The organism is Paenibacillus polysaccharolyticus (assembly GCF_023714295.1).
Classification (GTDB): Bacteria; Bacillota; Bacilli; order Paenibacillales; family Paenibacillaceae; genus Paenibacillus; species Paenibacillus polysaccharolyticus_A.
The window spans coordinates 145,907-168,042 of record NZ_JAMAUN010000013.1 but is presented as its reverse complement, the minus strand read 5'-3'; the positions used below and the strand labels follow the sequence as shown (position 1 = coordinate 168,042).

The 22,136-nt window shown below is 46.8% G+C and carries 17 protein-coding genes; 9 read left to right on the top strand and 8 right to left on the bottom strand.

What is annotated here, in order from left to right; all coding sequences use genetic code 11:
- Positions 1-112 precede the first annotated feature (112 nt).
- Both M3629_RS24555 and M3629_RS24550 read right to left on the bottom strand, forming a co-directional pair.
- Positions 113-1,444 (bottom strand): ABC transporter substrate-binding protein, encoded by a 1,332-nt coding sequence (locus tag M3629_RS24555; protein WP_154891485.1) that lies wholly within the window; start codon positions 1,442-1,444, stop codon positions 113-115.
- Between the two features lie 222 nt (positions 1,445-1,666).
- Positions 1,667-3,976 carry a glycoside hydrolase family 88/105 protein gene (locus M3629_RS24550; RefSeq protein ID WP_251511038.1) on the bottom strand — a complete coding sequence of 770 codons (2,310 nt, stop codon included), beginning with the start codon at positions 3,974-3,976 and terminating at the stop codon, positions 1,667-1,669.
- Positions 3,977-4,338: 362 nt separating this feature from the next.
- On the opposite strand from M3629_RS24550, the gene M3629_RS24545 reads away from it, so the two are divergent.
- Positions 4,339-5,166 carry a methyl-accepting chemotaxis protein gene (locus tag M3629_RS24545; protein ID WP_251511037.1) on the top strand — a complete coding sequence of 276 codons (828 nt, stop codon included), beginning with the start codon at positions 4,339-4,341 and terminating at the stop codon, positions 5,164-5,166.
- A gap of 212 nt (positions 5,167-5,378) precedes the next feature.
- Here M3629_RS24545 and M3629_RS24540 read toward each other — a convergent pair whose 3' ends face one another.
- Positions 5,379-6,203 carry an endonuclease/exonuclease/phosphatase family protein gene (locus M3629_RS24540; RefSeq protein WP_251511036.1) on the bottom strand — a complete coding sequence of 275 codons (825 nt, stop codon included), beginning with the start codon at positions 6,201-6,203 and terminating at the stop codon, positions 5,379-5,381.
- Between the two features lie 241 nt (positions 6,204-6,444).
- Between M3629_RS24540 and M3629_RS24535 the strand changes: the two genes are divergently transcribed.
- Positions 6,445-8,196 (top strand): SWIM zinc finger family protein, encoded by a 1,752-nt coding sequence (locus tag M3629_RS24535; protein WP_251511034.1) that lies wholly within the window; start codon positions 6,445-6,447, stop codon positions 8,194-8,196.
- Positions 8,193-11,231, top strand: coding sequence for a DEAD/DEAH box helicase (locus M3629_RS24530; protein ID WP_285888999.1), 3,039 nt, complete (start codon positions 8,193-8,195; stop codon positions 11,229-11,231). The genes M3629_RS24535 and M3629_RS24530 overlap by 4 nt, the downstream gene beginning before the upstream one ends.
- A 128-nt stretch (positions 11,232-11,359) precedes the next feature.
- Here M3629_RS24530 and M3629_RS24525 read toward each other — a convergent pair whose 3' ends face one another.
- Positions 11,360-11,827 carry a hypothetical protein gene (locus M3629_RS24525; protein ID WP_251511033.1) on the bottom strand — a complete coding sequence of 156 codons (468 nt, stop codon included), beginning with the start codon at positions 11,825-11,827 and terminating at the stop codon, positions 11,360-11,362.
- Between the two features lie 176 nt (positions 11,828-12,003).
- Positions 12,004-12,651 carry a TetR/AcrR family transcriptional regulator gene (locus M3629_RS24520; RefSeq protein ID WP_251511031.1) on the bottom strand — a complete coding sequence of 216 codons (648 nt, stop codon included), beginning with the start codon at positions 12,649-12,651 and terminating at the stop codon, positions 12,004-12,006.
- Positions 12,652-12,865: 214 nt separating this feature from the next.
- Between M3629_RS24520 and M3629_RS24515 the strand changes: the two genes are divergently transcribed.
- The gene (locus tag M3629_RS24515) at positions 12,866-13,549 is read left to right on the top strand and encodes a type 1 glutamine amidotransferase domain-containing protein (protein WP_251511030.1); all 684 of its coding nucleotides are present in this window, start codon (positions 12,866-12,868) and stop codon (positions 13,547-13,549) included.
- A gap of 185 nt (positions 13,550-13,734) precedes the next feature.
- On the opposite strand, the gene M3629_RS24510 is transcribed toward M3629_RS24515, so the two are convergent.
- The 3 genes from M3629_RS24510 to M3629_RS24500 all read right to left on the bottom strand — a co-directional run bounded on the left by M3629_RS24510 (position 13,735) and on the right by M3629_RS24500 (position 18,205).
- A complete protein-coding gene (locus M3629_RS24510) occupies positions 13,735-15,192 on the bottom strand; it encodes a glycoside hydrolase family 1 protein (protein ID WP_251511049.1) in 1,458 nt (485 codons plus the stop codon).
- A 33-nt stretch (positions 15,193-15,225) separates the two neighbouring features.
- On the bottom strand, positions 15,226-17,157 hold the full coding sequence (locus M3629_RS24505; RefSeq protein WP_251511029.1) for a beta-glucoside-specific PTS transporter subunit IIABC: 1,932 nt from the start codon (positions 17,155-17,157) through the stop codon (positions 15,226-15,228).
- Between the two features lie 202 nt (positions 17,158-17,359).
- Complete coding sequence (locus M3629_RS24500; protein WP_251511027.1) at positions 17,360-18,205, bottom strand: PRD domain-containing protein; 846 nt, start codon at positions 18,203-18,205, stop codon at positions 17,360-17,362.
- A gap of 360 nt (positions 18,206-18,565) precedes the next feature.
- Here M3629_RS24500 and M3629_RS24495 point away from each other — a divergent pair, with 360 nt between their 5' ends.
- The 5 genes from M3629_RS24495 to csaA all read left to right on the top strand — a co-directional run bounded on the left by M3629_RS24495 (position 18,566) and on the right by csaA (position 22,130).
- Positions 18,566-19,102, top strand: coding sequence for an RNA polymerase sigma factor (locus M3629_RS24495; RefSeq protein WP_251511026.1), 537 nt, complete (start codon positions 18,566-18,568; stop codon positions 19,100-19,102).
- A complete protein-coding gene (locus tag M3629_RS24490; protein WP_251511025.1) occupies positions 19,086-20,213 on the top strand; it encodes a DUF4179 domain-containing protein in 1,128 nt (375 codons plus the stop codon). The genes M3629_RS24495 and M3629_RS24490 overlap by 17 nt, the downstream gene beginning before the upstream one ends.
- 33 nt (positions 20,214-20,246) lie before the next feature.
- Positions 20,247-20,804, top strand: coding sequence for a VanZ family protein (locus M3629_RS24485; RefSeq protein ID WP_251511023.1), 558 nt, complete (start codon positions 20,247-20,249; stop codon positions 20,802-20,804).
- 225 nt (positions 20,805-21,029) lie between these two features.
- Positions 21,030-21,662 (top strand): uridine kinase, encoded by a 633-nt coding sequence (gene udk, locus M3629_RS24480; protein WP_090924213.1) that lies wholly within the window; start codon positions 21,030-21,032, stop codon positions 21,660-21,662.
- Between the two features lie 138 nt (positions 21,663-21,800).
- Positions 21,801-22,130, top strand: coding sequence for a chaperone CsaA (csaA, locus tag M3629_RS24475; RefSeq protein ID WP_251511021.1), 330 nt, complete (start codon positions 21,801-21,803; stop codon positions 22,128-22,130).
- Positions 22,131-22,136 lie beyond the last annotated feature (6 nt).

Here is a 22,136-nt window from a genome sequence, read left to right as displayed (position 1 = left end):
TTGAATTCATCGTAACGGTTTCTGCCAGGTGTATTTGTAGATATATCTTGTAGACATACCTACAAATACAGATACAGGTAAAACTCGTCTATAGCTACAAGTTCTATTCTCTTTACTGGCTTGATCCAAGCGTTGCTTTGGCACCCTCAATAAACTGGGCAATGATGTCTGTCATACTACCTTGACCAAAAGCGATCTGTTCGCTTGCACTTTTGAAACTCGTGTCCACTTCAGCAAAACCTTGCGGGTATGGCGGGCTAATTTCACTGGAATGTTTGGATACCGTATCTATGAATTGGAAAATGACTTTCTCTGCATCTGACAGCTTCGGCTGCATCTGCTCACGGATGCTCGCATTGACTGGCACACCGCGCTCTGATCCAAGAATCGCTGTCGCTTCAGGGTCATTCACCATAAAGTCAATGAACATAGCTACTTCTTTTGGATGTTTGGATTTGGCATAACCGGACAGGAACTGGCCTGGCTTCAGATACTCACCGATCCGTTGTTCGTTCACACCATGTGGCAGCACTTGAATGCCAAGCTTATGATCCTGGTTTTTGTTCACTTGTTGGAACGTAAGCAGTTGGTTGGACCACGCAAAGTCCATAGCTGCTGTACCCAAAGAAATCGGTCTGGTTTCGAGTGCATTGGTTGTGGAAGCAGCGACTTCAGCGGATGTAGCTCCTCTGTTCTCACGCAATGCAGCCCACATCTCAAACCACTCTTTCAATTGGTCACTTGTTGCTGTCATAGTGCCATCCTCAAACAAACCTTTGCCGGACTGGCGTACAAATACCTCAAACATATTCGTAGCACCGGAAATGTCAGCCGAACCGTAGAATCCGTCTCCCTTCGCTGCAGCAATCTTGGCTGCTATCGCTGAGAAGTCGTCCCATGTCCAGCTTTCCTTCGGCTCTTCAATGCCCAGTTGCTGGAATAATGTTGCGTCATAAATGACACCTGGCGCATTCACCCCAAGGGTGATGGCATATAGTTTATCGTCGATCGATCCGGCTGTAATCATGCTCTTGTCGTGGTCTTTGATTCGCAGCTCTTTATCTGCATATGGCGTCAGGTCAAGCAAAGCACCGCGCCGTGCAAAGTCCGTCAGAAACGCGTAGTCCATCTGGATGATATCCGGAGCGTTCGAACCGGCAACCTGAGTCGTAAGTTTGTCAAAATATCCATCCCAGCCCGAATATTCAGCTTTAATCGTAATGCCTGGATGTTTCTCTTCAAACAGTTTGATCACTTTGGTTGTCAGATCATGTCTGGTCTGTGACCCCCACCAGGTCATGCGCAGTTCAATTTTGTCAGAAGTACCGCCTTGGCCTGAATCACCGGAAGATGCCGGTGTGCTTGAGGTTCCTCCAGAACAGGCTGTAGCGAATAATAACAGGGACAGGCAGAACAGGGTTACCCACTTTTTGGTGATGATCATGAATGAATTTCCTCCCCTTTTGCTTATATGAAATCGCTTACAAAACTATTGTAATCGCCTGTCTCTGTACATGACATAAACAAAAGTAAGCTATCCTGTCAAAAAAGTAAGGGGTTCACAGGAAAGAAAAACCACCGGAAACCACATTCCCGGTGGCGCTTATCTCTTCATGATGAACAAACCTAAAAAATGAAGCAGGTGGGAAGCTGATACAACCTCGTTCTATCCGGAATGTACAGTAGACGCTGTAGAATTGGCCGTGCGCTCCGATAAATGTTTCTCCATTTTGGCTACCTCTGTTCCAGCCAGCATCATGATCCCAATCCCATGGTTGTCATTGGTAACCGTCCGCAAATCTTGATCGTAGTATTCAGCTGTGAATGCATATCTTGATCCGCTACATACGCCGTGAACGTTCCCTTGACGGTCAATGGCGTTGCTCACCAGTCCCTTCCAAGCCCGCTGAGCTGCCGTAACGTATGCCGAAGGATCTTTAAACCAGCCAAAACGTACACCGCGTGCGAAACCATACGCAAACATAGCTGTACAGGAGGCTTCCAGATACGTTTCCGAATGATTTAATACTTGATGCCAGAGCCCGCTCTCACTTTGCAGTGCTGCATAACCCTCGCATAGCTCGTTGAAAAACTCGATTAAAGCGGGACGCTCCGCGTGGTCTTCCGGTAAAGCCTCCAGTACTTCCGTCAAGGAGAACAGCGTCCATCCGTTACCACGCCCCCAAGGAATCTGAGTTGCCTGTTCATATTTGAAATCATACACATGAGACATGATCTTGTATTCAGGCATAAATAAATATTTACGATACAGCGAAAACTGTTTGGCCGCTTCGTCGAGTGCTTCGGACTTCCCTGTCACACGAGCATATCGCACAAGGAATGGTGTGCTCATGTAAAGGTCATCTGCCCACATGGTGTTCTCGGCATACTCCCCTGCACATGTGCGATAGAACGCCCCATCCGCTTGGCGCTCCAAACGGTTAAGCATAAAGTCTGCGATACGTTCGGCAATGGGAAGGAAGGTTGGTTCCTTGCATTCCGTATACGATTCCAGCATCGCTGAGCCGAAGGAACCGCAGTTGTCCAGCATTTTCAACATAATTAACTGCTGATTAATAGAAGGGAAACCATACTGCTCACGATCCCACAGAGAATACGCATACATCTGAGTGCATGACTGTACATGTTCTGCCGCATAACGGGTAATATCCGGTCTCTTCATATATCTTCCAGCTTGAAGCAGGCCATAGACGGTGACACCCAGCGGGTAATCCCAACGTCCATAGTTGGTTACACTACCCACGGTCCATTTATTGCTCAGCATCGCATTTTCATAATAAGGTCGGATGAACGTATCCGGCCGACCCAAACGCCAGTACGTCCGCCCTGCTTGCGAAACGCCGCTCGTTCCTGTGCCTTGTTGTCCTGCATTAGTCCGGTACACACGATCCAAACGCATCAAATCTGCAAGTTCTGGCTCGGCTCCAGATTCAAATGGACCTGCATAGAACCAACATTCTTCCAATGCTCCCTGCACTCGTTGCGGAAGCTCCAACTGAAGAGACTCTGTACCGACAGAAGCTTTCAGGTCAAATCCCCATGAGCCAGCACCGGCTTGACATTCACTTCTTACCAGAAGATCATTTCGGCCAAATGTAGCTTCAACCTCCACTTCAAACGATCCTGCGTTTTTTATTGTTGCAACTGACTTGTCCCCGAGCCAGATCTGTATTGGACCAGAGGATTGTCCAGATAATCGAACCGGACGTCCAGAGGTATCACGATTGTTCAGATTCGTCCATGCATAAGCGTGTCTGCCTGGAAGCAGTCCATAGATTCGTTCCAAAGCCGATTTATTCTGATCAGAAGCAGACCACTGGGTCTCTGGCAACCATTTTAGATTACTCTCTCCTTGACTCGCGAGCAGGTTTGGCTGGGCTTGTGCGGATGTAACAGGTTCAGAGAAGACCCATCCCGCTTGCCCCGAACGCTCTTGAAAAGGAGCAAGTACATTCAGAATACGTACTTTGCCTTCATCGGAACCGAACTGGCATCCGAATCCGGCAGGGGTGTTTTTCATCTCCAGCCACACGGTATTCCAGCCGGGCTCGATGTCGATTCCAAGCTTCACCGTGGCATCTGGCGTTATCTCATCAATGACCGTAGAACGGTAGATCAACTCGTTGTTAAAATAAAAACGTACCGGTCCATAGCAACGTACCAGCACATCGAGATTGCGATTCTCATCCCCCCATACCAGCGCTGCGGCGTAGGAGATATGATCTTTCGGCGCGTCTGGAAAGCGTTTACCAAGATTCAGATCATAGAGCCCTTTATCATTTTGCAAAATGCCGGATTGCTGAAACGCACGGTATACAAAATCAGCCTGCGCATTGGCACCAATATATCTCTCGGCAAGCACCTTCAATACCTGCTCCTGATTTTCTCCGAATCGATAATACATGCTCTGCGGTTCACTGAAATACGTTGTCATTGAATGCCACATTCCTCTCATGTTGAAGTACTTCTCAATCTTATAAAAGCCCCTGCCTGCTAACAGGACGTTGTTCACCTAATTTTCATGATGTAGATATAGCGCTTAACCTCAGTGAGGATACCCCTTTTCGAGGAAAGCAATTGTACTCCTTTTACCACTCATACCGATTAATAATCCTAGTATAACTGACATAGACCATGGTGGCTACAGATTTTTGTTTACGCTTACACTGTGGTCTGAATTTATTACTTACCCATTCGGATACTAAAGGGAAATATGGAGCTCAAGCTAGTCATCGTTTAAAAAAATCCATAACATAACCGATATATACTTGGTAGTTTAATAACAACCCATACTATTTTGGAAAGGACAGATTTATATTGAATACGCTTGAATCTCTGGTCAATTCGATGCCTTTTGTACGTCAAATGTTCCGTGACGATATCTCCATATCGATCAATGACCATGAAAAGGTATTATATTTCTCCGAAGCCCAAAGTCTAGATATTGGTGTAAAAGCCGGCGACGAACTCCATGATGACTACAAACATTTCAAAATGCTAAGCAACAAGGATTCCCGCACTATTGTGCGTATGCCTGGCGATCTTCAGGGGAGGCCTTTCGATTCCATCCTCATCCCTGTGAAAGAAAACGGACAAGTTGTCGGCATCCTTGGAGTTAACTATGCGCTTGATAATCACCTGACACTAGAAACGCTAATTAGCGAAAGCGAAACAACAATTAACTCCCTTGTTGGCGGCATTCAGCAAATTGCAGCCCATTCGCAGCAACTGTCAGCAACTTCTGCGGAAATCTTGCGTAATTCTCAAAAGGCATCTGAAAATTCAATTAATGTCACAAAAGTTACTAACGTGATTCGTGAAGTCTCCGAGCAAACCAATCTGCTTGGATTAAACGCAATGATCGAGGCCGCTCGTGTCGGTGAGCAAGGCGCCGGATTCGGCATCGTAGCTAGTGAAGTCCGTAAACTCTCCGATCATACGAAACAAGCTGCGTCGGATATCGAGACCTCTCTGGGCAGTGTGCAGCATTCCATGAAATATATGGAGCAAGAGATTGGCCAGATTACGACAGCAACTGGAGATCAAGCCAAGCTTGTGACTGAATTTATGCAAAGTATTGAACAACTGAGTGAGACCAGTGCAAATCTAAAAAAGTTTGTACAGCAGATGCTTACGCTTGAATAAACATTTATTGATCAACAATGAATCTTAGAAAAATTTAATTTAAGCAGCACGATTTACATAAGAAATGAGTTTTTCATAACACACCAAGAGCCTCCGCAGTCATTCCCTGTTCGGGATATGAGCGGAGGCTTTCTATCTACATGATCGAATATAGCATTCAGGCGTACAAGAGAAAGAGAATGTACGTGCAAAAGCATAAACTCGGAAGATCCTTATATCTCTACCGCAACACCGAAATGATCGGATACGACAGGTCCCTTTTTACCATTTAACACAACGTTGGAGGTCTGCGCCTGAACAGGACGATTCGAGAAAATATAATCAATTCTTAGCGGTTGTTCATTGTTCGCCCAGCCGGCAATCGCTTTAACCACAGTAGCCCCGTCGTCTTTTTGTTCGGCTGTCGTATACAGATCATTCCAGCCATGTTCCATCATGTAATCGTAGCCTTGTCCACGAATCTCCGCGACATTGTTGAAGTCCCCCATCAGATACAACGGTTGATGCATATAAGGTGCAAGCACACGCTCGGTCAAATCCCATTGCCCCTTAAAAGGTTCCTGTGCATCATCCCACCAGTTATAATGTCCGTTCACAAACCATGTGGATGTGGACTCACCTTCCAGGGTAGTCTCAATCCCGACGATTTTGCGTGTTCGATAGTTGTTATAATCCCGCATGTGGGACACGTATTCGCCGAATGAACGAGTAATGGGTGTCCGGCTTAGAATCGCCAGCCCCTCATCGTATGTACGAAACCCGATATGTGTTGGAATCCAGGTCCAGTAATACGTCTCGGTTAGTTGCTGTAGCAGGACATGAGCGTAGTTATCCTTTTTGATCGTCACATCCGCTTCGGTTGCTGTATACGTCTGCAATTCCTCTTGGGTCAGAGCCGTTTCTTGAATCGGCTGGTTCACTTCTTGCATCGATATGATATCAAATTGATGTGTATTGATAAAATCAGCCAGCTGACTGATCTTGGTCCGTTGGTTTTCTTCTGCCCAAGCATGGACATTTAATGTAAGGATTTTCATCTCTATGCTCGCTCCTGTTGTTGAATATAGTCTTTATATGGCTGCCGCGCAGCCAGTACTGCTCCTGAAATGAATACATACGTTATAAGATAAGCATACACAATATGGAGTATTCGTGCAGTAGATTCGGATGACGTCTGCACGAGCATCTCCAGAACTGATATGATAGAAGCATTGAAACTCTAGGCCGTGACGTTGAAGACGTCATCATTAGTTAACCATGTATACCCCAGGAGATGGAATGATGAACATACCTAAGGATCAGACCATGGATGACACGCAGTGGCAAGCACTGATTCGTGAAGTTGCAGATCTTTTTAACAACCTGACGATCATGCGTGGATTCCAATATTATAAACAGAAACGTGTTGTATCTATAAATTTCAACGATGCTCAGTCTATTACCGCCGAGGTACAAGGATCAGAATCTTACGAGGTTGTGCTCCGTATGCAGGACTTGTCCACCAGTTATTGTGCCTGCCCGGTTAACTCTCCATGCAAACATATGGCTGCTGTATTGATGAGTTATGCCGAACAGCAAGGACGCCCCGTTCCTGCACTGGTCAATGCACATGCAAGTACTGCCTTGAAACAAACCAGCAAACCGGCAGGTTCGACATCTGCGAGAGCTTATAGCTTCAGCGATGTTACGGAACAAGAGGAGGCTGTCCAAGACAATATCTCCTCGGATGGACCCCAGTATAGCACAATTAAGGAGCGGGCAACCGAACTCGCTGGAATGGACATTGTTGAATGGCATGAACTATTTCGAGCGACCCTTAAGCGACTCGGGACAGGAACGGCAACGACGGGCTACATTCAGGAAGCTGCAGATGAACTATACGCGATCAAACCCAAGATGTCAGTGGCGATGGATCAGCTGTTTGAGCTGCATGTTCAGCTTTACCTCATGCGATACTGTATACCACCCGCGCGCAACTCGATTACGCATACTCCTGTGTATTTAAGTTACCCTGCCCAGCTGGCAGTAGACGCTCTCCAAAAAGGAATTGAGACCCTTCTGCTCCAGTCGCTGGACTTGTCCGGATTGAAGGGCACGGCATTTGAACAAGTCTGGGCAAGGCTCGAAGAAACTTCGGCTTATTTGCGGACAGAGATGTTGCCGGAGACAGCTAATATGATGTTCTTCTCACCCGTTTACTCCAAGCTGTGGCTGAACTGGATTGTGCCCTGGCTTCAAGGTAAACAGGCGATGTTGGAGTCAGAACTTCATCTACTGAACGAAGCAGAAGCAAAGATCATTTCGCCAGAAGGAGCTGTCCCCGGCGGAGAGAAGAACGTCAGAAAAGGATCTTTACCCTTACCGCTTGTTCTGGCACAGAGCTGGATGTACTACCATCTGGAACAGGATTCATCAGCTTGGCAGAAACTTGTCCATGGCAGCTCAGCCTATGGCATTCCGCCGGAACATCTGTTGTACTTTCTCCATACACTGACCGATGCAGCTGAATGGACACGTCTGTCCGAATGGCTGGTACAGCTCGGGCCCCTGTTGGCGGGTCGCCGCAATGCTCCTTTACAGGACTATATGCGATTGTGGGATACTGCAATCCAGCATGTCCCGGATGCAGAGCACCGGATGTGGGACACGCTGGTCAGCATGCTTCCCCACTCCAGGCCTGCTTATGAGGATGCCATGCATTCTCGGGGGCAGTGGCGCAGGTGGATTGATTTTCAGCTGAGCACAGGCACTGAACCTCTCGAATTCCGAGTAGCTGTATTGCAACCCATTGAGAAGGACGCCCCTGAGTTGCTTTTGCCGTTCTATCATCAGGCGGTGGAGCGTTATATTGCACACAAGAACAGGGATGGTTACAAAGCCGCAGTAAAGCTGCTGAAACGACTGTCCAAAATATATAAAAAAATGAAGCGAGAGGAGCCGTGGGAGCAGTTCATTACTGCACTGGCTGTTCGCAACAGCCGATTGCGCGCCCTGCAGGAGGAGCTTCGGAAAGGTAAGCTGATTCCATGAGTCTAATTCACCCCTACACAGAAACGATTGAGGTACACGTGGCGTTGACCGGCTATGGCGATGCGCTATTTTACGGTGCGCTGAATACACATCACTTTGTGTCAGGCCAGTCGTTGAAACAACGTCTATTCGCATGGCATGCTCCTTCCTTTTACGGCACGGAGCTTGAAATCCGGCAGATTGAAGAGATTGAGCTTGTGGTCTTGCCTGCGGAAGAGGTTCTCCCATTTTTTGCAGAGATGAAGACTCTGATTCATATTGAGTGGAAGTGGGATGAACAGGCTGAGTACCTGATCCGACTAGCCCCGATACTGTCCTCGTCTATTGATCATCGCAAGCATGTACCCAGCTTTGAGGCTTATCGTGCCGGACAACTGCAATGGACGTGGGACTCGGATAGTCTGAAAAAGCAGGATCTGGCTGCACTTCACCAAGCCATGCAGCAGACGGATGAAAGTTTCGCTGAAGGACTTGGCGCAGCTTACTCCGCCGCTGTGTTCCAGCGCTGGTATAGCTCCGAAGAAGCAGCCACCGACCTGCGGCGGGAGTTCCCACAGCTCTTCCCAGAGCGCGGAGTGCTTCCGCGAACAGGCGGCCTTGATGCTCGGTCGTGGCTGGTGTCCATCGGTTGGAAAGCCGATGCTGCACCCTTCCGCCCGATGCTGCAATTGCAGGAGCCGGACGAGGACGACTTCTCCTGGCGACTGCGTTTGGTATTGCAGAACAAGCTGGATGCTGCCGTTCTCGTGCCCGTCATGCTCGATTCACGCGGACGACTGGAGGGCGAATGGCCCGAAGCTTGGACGCCATTTGTTCTGGATCGCTCGGCTGGCTGGCTGGATCAGCTGCGTGCGCAACTGCCGCGTCTTGGCAGTTCCATCAGCGGCAGACGAGATATTCTGAGCGATCCGCTGGATGATCAGCAAGCCTGGCAGTTTCTGACCCAAGAGAGCGGTCGCTTGCTAGCCGCGGGATGGCAAGTTCTATTGCCGGGCTGGTGGGAAGCCGCCCGGAAGAAAAAACCGAAGCTGCGAGCCAAAGTAAAACCGGAGGAAGGCAGTGAGCGTGGCCAATCGTTCTTTGGATTGGACTCCATCATTCATTTTGACTGGCGCATCGCCATTGGGGATAGTGATCTTAGTGAAGAAGAATTTGCAGATCTCGTCGCCCGTAATGAACGACTCGTCCGATTCCGCGGCGAATGGGTTCCGCTCGACCCCGATCTGCTGGAGCAAATTCGCAGAGCGATGGGGGGTGTAGATCGGGAGGAAGGACTCTCTTTCCAGGATATTCTGCATCTGCATCTACTTCACAATGAGCAGCGGGAATATGCCAAGCAGAAATGGAAGGAAGGTCAACAGGCCGAGGGCGAACAGGAACCAGAGCCATCTCAGACCAGCGAGAGTATCCGGCTTGAGGTGGAGTTAAATGATCATCTGAACCGGGTCATCGCTCAGCTCGGAGGCGGACAAGGCGGAGCCCCTTCCCTGCCCGTTCCGGAGGGACTTCACGCAGAGCTACGTTCCTACCAGAAGGAAGGTTTTGCTTGGCTTGGTTTTCTGCGCAGATTCGGCTTAGGCGCTTGTCTTGCTGATGATATGGGTCTTGGGAAAACGATTCAGTTCATTACGTATTTGTTGCACATTAAAGATCATGAGCCAAGACTACCTGGACAAGCACCTGCCCTTCTGATTTGTCCAACATCCGTACTCGGGAACTGGCAGAAGGAAATCAGCCGTTTTGCTCCTTCCATCCGTGTCAGTCTGCATTACGGGGCACGCCGGTTAAACGGAGAAGAATTCCGGGAGCAAGCCGAACAGTCAGATATTATCATTACTTCCTACGCCACGGCGACGCTGGATCAGGAACTGCTGGAAACCTACACGTGGTCTGCTATCTGCCTCGATGAAGCACAGAATATCAAGAATGCCCAGACGAAACAGTCCGTGGCTGTACGCAGCTTCCCGGCGAAACATCGCATTGCGCTTACAGGTACGCCCATCGAGAATCGGTTATCCGAACTGTGGTCGATCTATGATTTCATTAATCCGGGTTATCTGGGCAGTGCCCGGGCATTTCAAACCCGCTTCATCAGTGCGATTGAAAAGGATAAGGATGAGCAGCGCATGCAGGATCTGCAACAACTGGTGAAACCTTTTATGCTTCGCCGGAAGAAAAAAGATCCGAATATCCAGCTCGATCTGCCGGACAAAAATGAGATGAAAACATATATTCACCTCACAGGTGAACAGAGTGCATTATATGACCAATCGGTGCAAGCCCTGATGGATAAAATGAAAGAGCTGGAGGGCATCAAGCGCAAAGGTGCGATTCTCTCCGCGTTAACCCAATTGAAGCAATTGTGTGACCACCCGCTGTTGCTCACCAAGGAAACGTTGCCTGAAGAACTGCCTGCGGATGATCCGGCAACATCAACCTATGACGTGTACAGTCCGCAGGACATGGCGATGCTGATCAGCCGCTCGGCCAAGCTGGAACGGCTCATGGAGCTGGTTCGTGAGCTACGTGACGAGGGCGAACGCTGCCTGATTTTCACACAATATATCGGCATGGGGCAGATATTACAGCAAGTGCTACGGCAGGAGCTGCAAGAGCCTGTACTCTACCTGCATGGCGGCACGTCGAAGACTGCACGGGATCGCATGATTGAGGAATTTCAGTCCCGTACACTGCCTGCGGACAAGCAACCTTCGGTCTTCATTCTGTCCATCAAGGCTGGTGGTGTTGGGCTAAATCTGACGGCGGCCAATCATGTCTTCCACTTTGACCGCTGGTGGAACCCCGCAGTGGAGAACCAGGCAACAGACCGGGCCTATCGGATGGGACAAACCAAGGACGTGCAGGTGCACAAGTTTATCTCTCTCGGTACGCTCGAGGAACGCATCGACGAGATGCTGGAGAGCAAGCAACAACTTAGTGACAACATCATCACGAGTTCGGAGAACTGGATTACCGAACTGTCGACCGATGAGCTGAAGGATTTGTTCACGCGTCGCCGGGACTGGTCTGGTTAAGCTGGCTGAGTAAAATAAAAAAAGAGCGAAGCTTTGGAATGTGGATTCCGGCTTCGCTCTTTTTGCTTTTGTAACGTTGTGCTTCTTGATGAAAGTACCATTCTAAACCTTGTTTTGGGATCCCAGTTCTAGCGCATGTTACCGATGATGGAGGATCTGGAGTCTTGCATCTTTTTAATGAAATTAGTCATGAGATCAAAAGCTTCATTCCGCTTGTTAGACATGGACTGCAGACGAAGCATATCCATTTGTTGCGAATTGCTGAGGGCATCAATCTGGCCTTTCAATGTTTGTACAGCGGCTTGATCTCCGTTTTGCTGAGCCACTTGCAATTTTGCATTGAGATCAGCAATCTGTTGATTGCGGTTCTGTACCTCTTGAATTTGTGTTTGCAATTGAGCATCCAGCAATCTGGTGCGCTCCTGCTGCACCATCATCAAGGCCGTTTCAATATCCATCGAGGAGATGTTTACTCCGGACAATGAAGAAACGGGCTTTGCCACAGTTGCACTTGCTGCTGAAGCAGAAGTGACAACCGATACCGCTGCAATTGCAGCAATAACTGTTGAAGAGAGAAGCTTTGTTGACTTTTTCATAGGGTAGACCTCCCAAAATATGTAGAAGACATCTGGTCATAATTGACATCTTTCGACATGATTATATCAGAAGGCCTAGGACTTTAAATCTATTTATTTTAAATTTGAAATAAAATATATACTCCCCGTTGTTATATCCAGGGCTGGCCATCCAATAACCCTCTCATATCCGCTCGTTACATCGTCCGTGATAGCTGTTGAATCAGTTCGTTAATGTATGCTTTTACCGGCTGATCATCCAGATTCTCGATCCATGGCGGGCTAAGTAACTGATGTTTCTTTAGGATGTAAAAGTCAAACAAGCCCTGACGGATGGTCATATCATGCGTGATGGAAAACGAAGGTTCAGCAATTCTGCGGATCACCGCTTCATCTTGAATCATGTACAGCACCGGGCTAATGCGATTAAAAATACCTTGTTCTATTCCCTTTTCAAAAAAGGAACATAACTGTTCACTATGATGCCGCAAGGCGGAAGCAATGCCTTCGTATAATTCCGGGTAAAGCTTCTTCACCTCGTTCCAAAAGAACTCGGGCAGATACAACACATGAGTCATCGCATGCTCATAGGCAATCTGAAATCTACGCTCGTACGAGATCGTATCATCGTCCATCGTTGCCCGGGAATCATGAATCTCCTCAATATACACGTTCAGTACGTTTTGGATAATTTCCTCTTTGGATGAGAAATATTTATATAGGGTTGCCTTGCTGATATCCATATGTTTCGCGATGTCATCCATGCGCAGTGAACTGATGGACTTTGCACGCAGAACCGGAATGATTTTGGTTAGTAGTTTTTGTGAATTTTCCAAACGTTTCAAGGGGGTACCTCCTTCATGCTGCGTCAATTGCTCCAAATTGGACAATATAATGAGTATACCATGCCTGGACAAAATAGATATAATAAACGAACTATACGAATTTCATCGTTTTAGTTTACTTTAACAAATGAGTATGATATATTGTCAGCATGAAGTTGTTAACGATTATATTTTACACAATTTAAATTATGAGCATGTACAGGAGGTTTTTACGATGAAAAAAATATTAGTTGTTTTGACCAATGTCGATAAATATGCAACCAAAGATGAACCTACGGGTCTGTGGCTCAGTGAAGCCACTCACTTCATCGAAGAGTTCGACAATAACGATAATGTGCAGATTGATCTGGTTAGCCCGAACGGCGGCAACGTGCCACTTGATCCGAAAAGTCTGGGCGACTCTCTGGATGCCGGCACCAAAGCGTACTTCGAAAATGAATCCTTCATGAACAAATTGAAAAACACATTGAAACCGAGCGAAGTAAGCGCAAGCGACTACGATGCCATCTACTTCACGGGTGGACACGGTACAATGTGGGATTTCCCGGACAATGCCGAACTCCAAGCGCTATCACGTGATATTTATGAAAAAGGTGGCGTGGTATCCGGTGTGTGCCACGGGGTTACTGCCCTGCTGAATGTGAAGCTGTCCAATGGCTTGCTTCTGATTAACGATAAAAAAGTGTCTGGCTTCACCAACGAGGAAGAAGAACTGGCACAACAAACGAAATATGTTCCATTCCTGCTCGAAGATGCACTTCGGGAACGTGCTTCCGAGTACGTTAAATCCTCTCCTTACACTTCCTATGTGACAACAGATGGACGTGTGGTTACGGGACAAAACCCGCAATCCAGCAAAGCCGTAGCCGAAAGTGTCAAAGAATTGCTTGGTCTGTAAGATACCTCAGCTCCCCCATGAGCTTTTATATAAATGAATGTTGCAACAATTTACACAACACAAACAGCACGTATCCGTCATGATCTGATGGGCACGTGCTGTTTTATTACTGTTTCTAGTCTTAAGCCTTTTGGAAACTACTAGGAATTAACCACACCTTCACTTTAGATACAGGTGCGATGCGGTTACAGTTCTGCCCCATTGGTACGGATTACATTCTGGTACCAGTAGAACGAGTCTTTGCGAATCCTTTTCAGCGTACCCTTACCGTAGTCGTCCTGATCCACATAGATAAATCCGTAGCGCTTACTCATCTCCGATGTGCCTGAACTGATCATATCAATCGGCCCCCACATCGTATACCCAAGCACCTCGACGCCATCCGCGATGGCCAGTCCCATCTGTTCAATATGTTTGCTTAAAAAATCAATCCGATATGGATCATTCACCGTACCATCTTCATTTAGTGTGTCGTAAAATCCAGAGCTGTTCTCCAGAATAAACACAGGCTTTTGATACCGGTCATAGACCAGATTCAGTGTATAACGCAGGCCGATCGGATCAATCTGCCATCCCCACTCGTTTGCAGGTAGATGCGGATTTTTGTACACGCTGTGCACATTACCCGCTGTTAATTCAAGCTGCTCGGTATCGCTGCTGGAGATCATGGAGTTGTAATACGACATGCCTACAAAGTCAGCCGTATGTGACCGAATTCCTTCCAGGTCGCCATCCTCAATGCGTAGCTGAATGCCTTTATTTTTAAAATACGTCTTGCTGTAGTACGGGTATTCTCCCTTGTTGAGCACATCCAGATAAAACTGATTTTTCATCTGATCATCCTGTTGCATCTGTAACGCGTCCTCCGGCTTGCATGTGTACGGGTACGTTGTGAAATAGGCCACCATGCTGCCAATCTGGTTATTGGGATCGATCTCGTGAGCCAGCTTGGTTGCTCTGGACGCAGCCACAAACTGGTGGTGCAGACCCTGAAAGAGCATTTCCTCATAATTAGGCGCGTCATAATCAATGATACCAAGCGTTTTAGCCGATGCTTTGACACTCATATTAATCTCGTTGAACGTAACCCAGTATTTCACTTTGCCTTTGTAGCGATTGAACAGCACTTCGCAATACTTCACATATAGATCCACGAGCTTGCGGTTGTACCAGCCACCGAACTTGTCCATCAGTACAATCGGAGTATCAAAATGGCTAATAGTAATCAACGGCTCCATGCCGTGCTTCAAACATTCATCAATGACCTGATCGTAGAACTGTAACGCCTTCTCGTTTGGAGAAGCATCATCCCCGCCCGGAAACACTCTTGCCCACGCAATCGAATAACGGAACACTTTGAAGCCCATCTCCGCAAACAACGCAATATCCTCACGGAATCGATGATAAAAATCAATTCCTCGCCGTTTCGGATAGTTCGCCGCATTTGGGTCGTTTCGAGCTTCCTCAATCATCTCCCAGTTCACCCGAATCTGTTTGGTTACCTTGCGGTCGTTCTTCTCGTTAAACTTCATGACCTCGGGAATGGTCAACGTTTTGCCGTCCACATCATAAGCACCCTCTGCCTGACAAGCAGACAGTGCACCGCCCCATAAAAAGTCTTTTGGAAAATGGGATTTACTCATAATCGTCATTGTAATTTCCTCCTGTATTTTTATTTAAGGAATAAGTTTAATTAAAGCTTCGCTCTCCCGGATCGGGCCACTGCTCGCTGTCGTGAGCACATCTCCATATTGTTGCATGTTAGTAACAACAATCGATGTAATCGTGTTATAGCCTGCTGATCTAATGCCGTCTGGATCAAACTCCACCAACAAATCTCCTGCTTGGATAGTCTCTCCCTGTTTGATGTGTGCGTTAAAATATTTGCCTTTCAGGCTGACGGTGTCTACCCCGATATGGATCAGAATCTCTACGCCGTTATTTGCCTTTAAGCCAATAGCATGTTTCGTGCGATAAAGAGCTTCAACTACTCCGTCAAACGGGGCATATACCTTGCCTTCCGTTGGCACGATCGCAATCCCTTTTCCCATCAGTTCTTGTGCAAAAGCTTGATCCTCTACTTCGGAGATCGGTTTAATCTCACCCGTCATCGGACTTACGATGAGCATGTCTGAAGAAGAAGTGTCGTTCAAAATAGACTTTTCTGATTGTACTGTGCTTGCCACTGCATTCGATTGATCGGTGTTTACTGTGCCAGAAGTTTTCTGCGACGGGCTTCCGTCTGTATCTTCCTTAATGCCCGCTATCAGGGTAAATACAAAGGCTAATACCACTGAAGCAATACATCCGATAATGACATAGATGTAACGATCTGCTGTGTACGTGCCTAGCGCCAATAAACCTGGAAGTGCAATTGCATTAGCCGTGGTATGAACCAGACTGTAAAATCCACCAACGATACCACCAGCCAAACAAGCTGCGAAGAACGGGCGTTTATATTTCAACGTTACACCATAGATTGCTGGCTCCGTAATTCCGAATAACGCCGTGATGCCACTAGATCCCGCAGCAGATTTCATCGTTTTGTTCTTCGTTAGGATAAATACACCAAAGGCCGCGCCAGCTTGTGCCAAATTCGCTGCCAGTGCTGTAGGAATCAGCACCGTTGCACCCAGTGTAGCCACCTGTTGAATCTGAATCGGCATGATGGCATAGTGCATACCAAACATAACCATAATCGGTTTAAAGAAACCGAGAATCGCTCCTGCCAGAACACCCGCGGTAGAGAAGAGTGAGTTAATACCGTTCGTCAGCCAGTCACCAATATGTGAACCCACAGGGCCAAACACGATAAGTTCAAGTGGAACCATAATAAACAGCACGATCATTGGCGTAAGCAACACTTGCAAAAACTTAGGAATCACTCGATTGACGAGTGGATATAAGTAACTCATAATCCAAACAGCCAGAATAATAGGAATAACTGAAGATGAGTACTTCATTAACAGGATCGGCATGCCCAGAAAATCAACTGTGCTCACACCTGTCTCGGCTATTTTAGCTGCCGCATTCAAAATCGTCGGGTGCATCAGTCCAGCGGCAAGCGCTACTGCCAGATAGGGATTTGTTTTAAACTTATGTGCTGCGCTGACAGCAAGGAAGAACGGCAAGAAATAAAAGATCAAGTCACCGATCATATTGATAATGACCATGAATCCAGACCCTTCCAACCATCCGAGTGCTGCCATTACTGTCGCAAAACATTTGATCATGCCGCAACCAACCAGAGCCGGGAGGATCGGTGTAAAAATACCGGCAATCGTTTCAAGTACCGCATTGAACGGATTGCGTTTTTTCTTCGATCCACTGCTTGCTGCGGATTCCTCGGAATTTTCAAGTCGATCTGAGGTTAAGTTTTTGACTTCATTGTAAACAGCATCTACTTTCGCTCCAATGATGATCTGAACCTGCCCCCCGGAGTTCTGCGCTTTAAGTACACCTTCCAGCTGATTCAGCTCCTTCAAATTGGCCTTACCATCGTCTTTCAATACAAAACGCAAACGGGTAGCACAGTGTGTAAGTCCGGATATATTTTGCTCGCCGCCAACGAGCTCAAGCACGTTTTTAGCCAAGTCTTTATTATTCATAATCCTGTTCTCCTCTGCTTCATGATGGATAATTAGATATATATGAAAAATGACCAAGCCGGGGAATCGTCATTCCCTACGCTTGGTCATGCCTGATCGAATCAGTAACAGTCCATTAATGAGTATTCAGTTGTCCTACTAGTTAAAGCTAACGACCATTTACACTGACGCTTCGATGACAGAAGAACCTGGAGAGTAGCTGTTATTCTGCTGGTTCGTTAGTGGTTAATCGCTGGATGTGCAGGATCAGATACAATTTCTCATCATCGGAACATGTCCAGCCATAGTTTGTTTTCAGGAAATCCGCAATCTTCTCCACACAAGCGAGTTCCTTCGGGAACTTTTCCTTCACCATCGTATACAGGGACTCATTCTCATCTTTCAGCGACTTGCCGCTCATCTGCCGCATGATGAAGTATCTTATATGTGTAGCGAACCGCATGAAATGAATGGAGTCCTCTTGAAAATCAATCTTGAGTGCGTATTTGATTACGGAAAGGATCTCTCCCGTCACGGTAGTTACCTTGGTTGTATCACTCATCTCGCCAGAACCTACCTGTGCATTCACAAAATGCAGGGCAAGCAGGGTGATCTCGGCTGACGGCAGAGCCAAATTCGTTTTCTCCTGAATCAGCTTCAGTGCAGCTTCCCCGACCCGGGTCTCACTCGGATACAGTGTCCGCACTTCCCACTCCAGTGGATTTTTAATGTTGATGCCTTCCCTGGTTCGGGAAAGGGCAAAGCTGATATGGTCGGACAGGGTGAGAAGCAGATTCGGGTTAAAGGTTTTGTTCAAAATCTCACTGCCCAGCTTCATCACTTCCTCCGCGAGATAGATATCCTCAATCGGAATGCTGTTTAGCAGGTCATACATCCGGATGTTCTTCGGGGCCACGAAGATTTTCTCCACCAGATCCGTCTCGGTCAGCTCATATGGGGTTTTGAGAAACCCTACACCTTTGCCCACCACGAATACCTCTTCGTTATGCTCATTAATCGCAATGGCCACGTTATTATTCACTTTTTTGATAACCTTCAATGTTCTCACCCCCCGTTAGAAATAAAAAAAGACCGAAAGCGATTACACGAAAGCAATCGAATTCGGTCATGCCTGGTTTCCCCAGTAACAGTCCGTGTTAACAATATACTTTTATTATAGGCACATCCTTCGAAAAGTCAATTGGTTAATATCAGGAGAATCAGAGCCTGCTTCCTATGTAACCTGTACTTTGGCATTTTGCTACGCATGAAGGGCATCTGTTGCTCCTAAGCGTCTAACCAACTAGAACTTTTTTATTCAAAAATAAATGTGACCATCTGCCCCACCCGGCAGTCTAATCTATGTAAAACCGGCCAAGAGATGTATCTCTAACACGATATAAACCCGTTACGAAAGGAGCTGTTAACTATGGATTCACCCGATCTCATCACACAGGCTATCCAGGGAGATCGTGAAGCTTTCATCAGGCTGATCCGAGAGATCGAAAATTCCCTATACAATACCGCCATATCCATGCTGCGCAAAGAAGAGGATGCCGCGGACGCAATTCAGGAGACGATCCTGAAAGCCTACAAATCCATGCATACCCTTCGGGAACCACAGTATTTCAAAACCTGGATGTTCCGTATTCTCATTAATGAATGCAATACCTTGTTATCCCGCCGTTCTCTCTCCACTTCTTACGCAGACGTACCCGCAGAACATCAGGCACAATCCAGTCCATACGATGAGGTGGATATGCGAGAAGCAGTCGATCAATTGGAAGAAACCAAACGCATTGTGATTGTACTGCACTATTTTGAAGATATGAGCCTGCGTCAAGTCGCCGATACACTGGGCCTGTCTGAAAGTGCCGTGAAGATGAGACTGAACCGGGCAAGGAAAGAGCTATACCAAAAATTCAAAAACTTTCGGGAGGTAAAATTACATGTCGAACCCGTTTAATCTCGATCAAAAATTAAAAGAACAAGCCAAGGAACGTCCTATCATGTCTAATATCGTACGTAACCGCATTGATGCCACACTGGATTCCCTTCCGGAATCAGCTAGCCAAATGAATATAGAGTCGTTTCAGACTCATCCATCAAGACGTGTTCATAAAGGACTACGCCGTACCGCAGGAGTCGCTGTCGCAGCAGGTGTGCTGGGCTTAACCGTATTTGCATCCGGTTTTGTCTCTCCAGCAATGGCTGACTCGTTGCGCAACATTCCACTGATAGGCAGTCTCTTCAGCTCGATTGAAGCTGATATGGGTCTGAGAACAGCAGGCAACGAAGGTTTGACTACACCAGTGAACAGCTCTTTCACTTATCAGGATGTGAAATTCAAAGTATTAGAAACGGTCTATGACGGCACACGTGCAGCGTTTCTCGTTCATGTTACTGCACCTAATCTCAATCAGGGCATGTACGACAATGGCAAAGATATCGTAAAGCTGAGCAGTGGCGTTGAAAATGTATTTTTCGATGTGAACGGTTCTCGTCCAGATAGCGGTCTGTTCTATAGTTCAGCCGGAGCGAACGAGCCTGATACGTTGCTTTTTGAACAGGTTATTCCTGCAGATCACACAGGCGCCATCCCGGATCAGTTCGAAGCTAAAGTGAAGTTGAAGTTGCAAGGTATGGATCATGAGTTCGAATTGACCGTTCCGTTCACTAAATCTACAACGGACACTCATAACGTTCAGCCAAATAGCACGATAGAAAATGATCTGTACACGGTCACTGTGAACAAAGCCGAGGTCACCCCTATTACGACTCGTCTAACTGCTTCGATCGCGTTAAAAGGGGAAGAAACGTTAAGTAAAAAAGAAGAGAAACAGCTACGTGAAATCAGATTCGCTGTCTATGATGATCAAGGCCGACAATTGACTGCATTGAGCGGTGAAGGTGTGTATCAAGCAAACCAGTTGAACTGGGTAAACATCTATGCTACCACAGCCAAGGATATGAAATACCTGATTGTGAAGCCTTTTAAGGTGAAAGATGATTTTGCCGAAGAGGTTAAAGACGATCAATTCATTAAGGGGATGGAAATGAAAATCCAGCTGCCATAGCTCAATTTCATTTCCTTGCAAAGGGGTTATCGCATGTCCATTCAGTTTACCATTTCATCCTTTGTAGTTCTTGTGCCACTGTTTATTCTGATCCTGCTCACTCTGGTGATTCATGCCAGGGTGAGCAAAGCCAGATATACAGGCAAACAGTATATGTTGATGCTGACATTTGTGATATATATGCTGGGCATGATGCATTTTGTATTTTTCCCCATTGATGTGAACATCGGGATGTATGCCAACCAAACACCCTGGTATTCAAACATTCAGTGGGTTCCATTGCTGACTGCGGATGCGCCAAGCTTTCTTTTGAACATCCTGCTGTTTATGCCGTTAGGATTCCTGCTTCCTCTTTGGAGACCTTCGGTCAACTCCATAAAAAAAGTGGCGAAGACAGGCTTAACGGTAAGTTTAACTATTGAACTATTGCAACTCGTGATTCGAATTGCGTTAGGCAACGGCCGCTCAACCGATATTAATGATCTGATCGCCAATACTTCAGGAAGTGTGCTTGGGTTTATTGTGCTTAGTCTGCTTACCCGCCTGATCGGCCAAAAGCTGATTCTTCCTTGGAAAATGCCAGGGTCATAAATCACACTCTACGCAACGTTAGAATGATACATCTGAAAATGAGCTTCCTCCTTTGAAGGCAAAACATGGTCTGTTCCTTAAGATGAAAAAGTTCGCGAGCTGTGATACAATGAAGGAATTGTGTATTCGCAGACAGACATGCAGATCGCGCTTAAAAATAAAACATTTTGGGCACTCTTTATCGATTGATCATGCTGCCACTTTAGGGAGGTTTATGGAACAACCATGCTCATTATTGGTATCGCCGGAGGAACCGGCTCCGGCAAAACAACGGTAGCTCGCTCCGTTATTGAACGTCTGGGATCAGCCAAAGTTACATTCATATCCCAAGACAATTATTACAAAGACCAGTCAGACCTCACACCTGAGCAACGCAGACTGACGAATTATGATCACCCGTTTGCTTTTGATAACGATCTGTTGATCGAACATCTCACCCTGTTAAAAAAGGGCCAGCCAGCGTATGCTCCTGTGTATGACTTCACCATAGATAACCGCGCTGCAGGCGAAACGATTGAGCTTGCGCCAAACCACATCATCATTGTCGAAGGGTTACACGTTCTAATTGATGAGCATCTTCGTACACTGCTGGATATCAAGGTATTTGTAGATACCGACTCCGATGTACGCATTCTGCGCAGAGTACTGCGGGACATGGAAGAGCGTGGACGCTCGATTCAATCCGTGTACAAACAATATCTCGAAACGGTAAAACCGATGCATGATGCGTTTATCGAACCGTCCAAAAAGTATGCGGATATCATCATCCCTGAGGGCGGGCATAATGAAGTAGGGATTCAGATGCTGTCCATTCTTACCGAGAAATATCTCACGGGAGAAAACTGGAACAGATCTTAATCAAAATTGCATAAAGAAAAACAGAGTTTTTCAGGGATTAATCCAGGTTACGATACAGCGTAATCTGGATTTTTTGTTTTCGGGGATGGATATATCATCTATACTATATGACATCGTTTCGTTGAGAGGAGTTTATCTATGGCTACTTTTGAAGAGTTCATGCAACATGATATTCGGGTAGGTACCGTGGTAGAGGCTGAACCTTTTCTGAAGGCTCGTGTTCCTGCGATTAAGATGAGAATAGATTTCGGGCCACTCGGTTTAAAAAATTCCAGTGCCCAGATCACCCACCGTTACACGCCCGAGATGATGATTGGCAAACAGGTCGTTGCTGTCGTGAATTTTCCACCTCGGCGGATCGCCAGTTTCGTGTCCGAGGTACTTGTACTGGGCGGTGTTCCCGGCGAAGGTGATGTCATCCTGCTCTCCCCAGATCATCCGTTACCGAATGGAACGCCGATTGCTTGAATTTAT

Coding starts and splice junctions, on each gene's coding strand:
- M3629_RS24555 (WP_154891485.1), bottom strand. CDS start 1,444: ATGATCATCACCAAAAAGTGGGTAACCCTGTTCTGCCTGTCCCTGTTA.
- M3629_RS24550 (WP_251511038.1), bottom strand. CDS start 3,976: ATGAGAGGAATGTGGCATTCAATGACAACGTATTTCAGTGAACCGCAG.
- M3629_RS24540 (WP_251511036.1), bottom strand. CDS start 6,203: ATGAAAATCCTTACATTAAATGTCCATGCTTGGGCAGAAGAAAACCAA.
- M3629_RS24535 (WP_251511034.1), top strand. CDS start 6,445: ATGATGAACATACCTAAGGATCAGACCATGGATGACACGCAGTGGCAA.
- M3629_RS24530 (WP_285888999.1), top strand. CDS start 8,193: ATGAGTCTAATTCACCCCTACACAGAAACGATTGAGGTACACGTGGCG.
- M3629_RS24525 (WP_251511033.1), bottom strand. CDS start 11,827: ATGAAAAAGTCAACAAAGCTTCTCTCTTCAACAGTTATTGCTGCAATT.
- M3629_RS24515 (WP_251511030.1), top strand. CDS start 12,866: ATGAAAAAAATATTAGTTGTTTTGACCAATGTCGATAAATATGCAACC.
- M3629_RS24510 (WP_251511049.1), bottom strand. CDS start 15,192: ATGAGTAAATCCCATTTTCCAAAAGACTTTTTATGGGGCGGTGCACTG.
- M3629_RS24505 (WP_251511029.1), bottom strand. CDS start 17,157: ATGAATAATAAAGACTTGGCTAAAAACGTGCTTGAGCTCGTTGGCGGC.
- M3629_RS24495 (WP_251511026.1), top strand. CDS start 18,566: ATGGATTCACCCGATCTCATCACACAGGCTATCCAGGGAGATCGTGAA.
- M3629_RS24490 (WP_251511025.1), top strand. CDS start 19,086: ATGTCGAACCCGTTTAATCTCGATCAAAAATTAAAAGAACAAGCCAAG.
- M3629_RS24485 (WP_251511023.1), top strand. CDS start 20,247: ATGTCCATTCAGTTTACCATTTCATCCTTTGTAGTTCTTGTGCCACTG.
- udk (WP_090924213.1), top strand. CDS start 21,030: ATGCTCATTATTGGTATCGCCGGAGGAACCGGCTCCGGCAAAACAACG.
- csaA (WP_251511021.1), top strand. CDS start 21,801: ATGGCTACTTTTGAAGAGTTCATGCAACATGATATTCGGGTAGGTACC.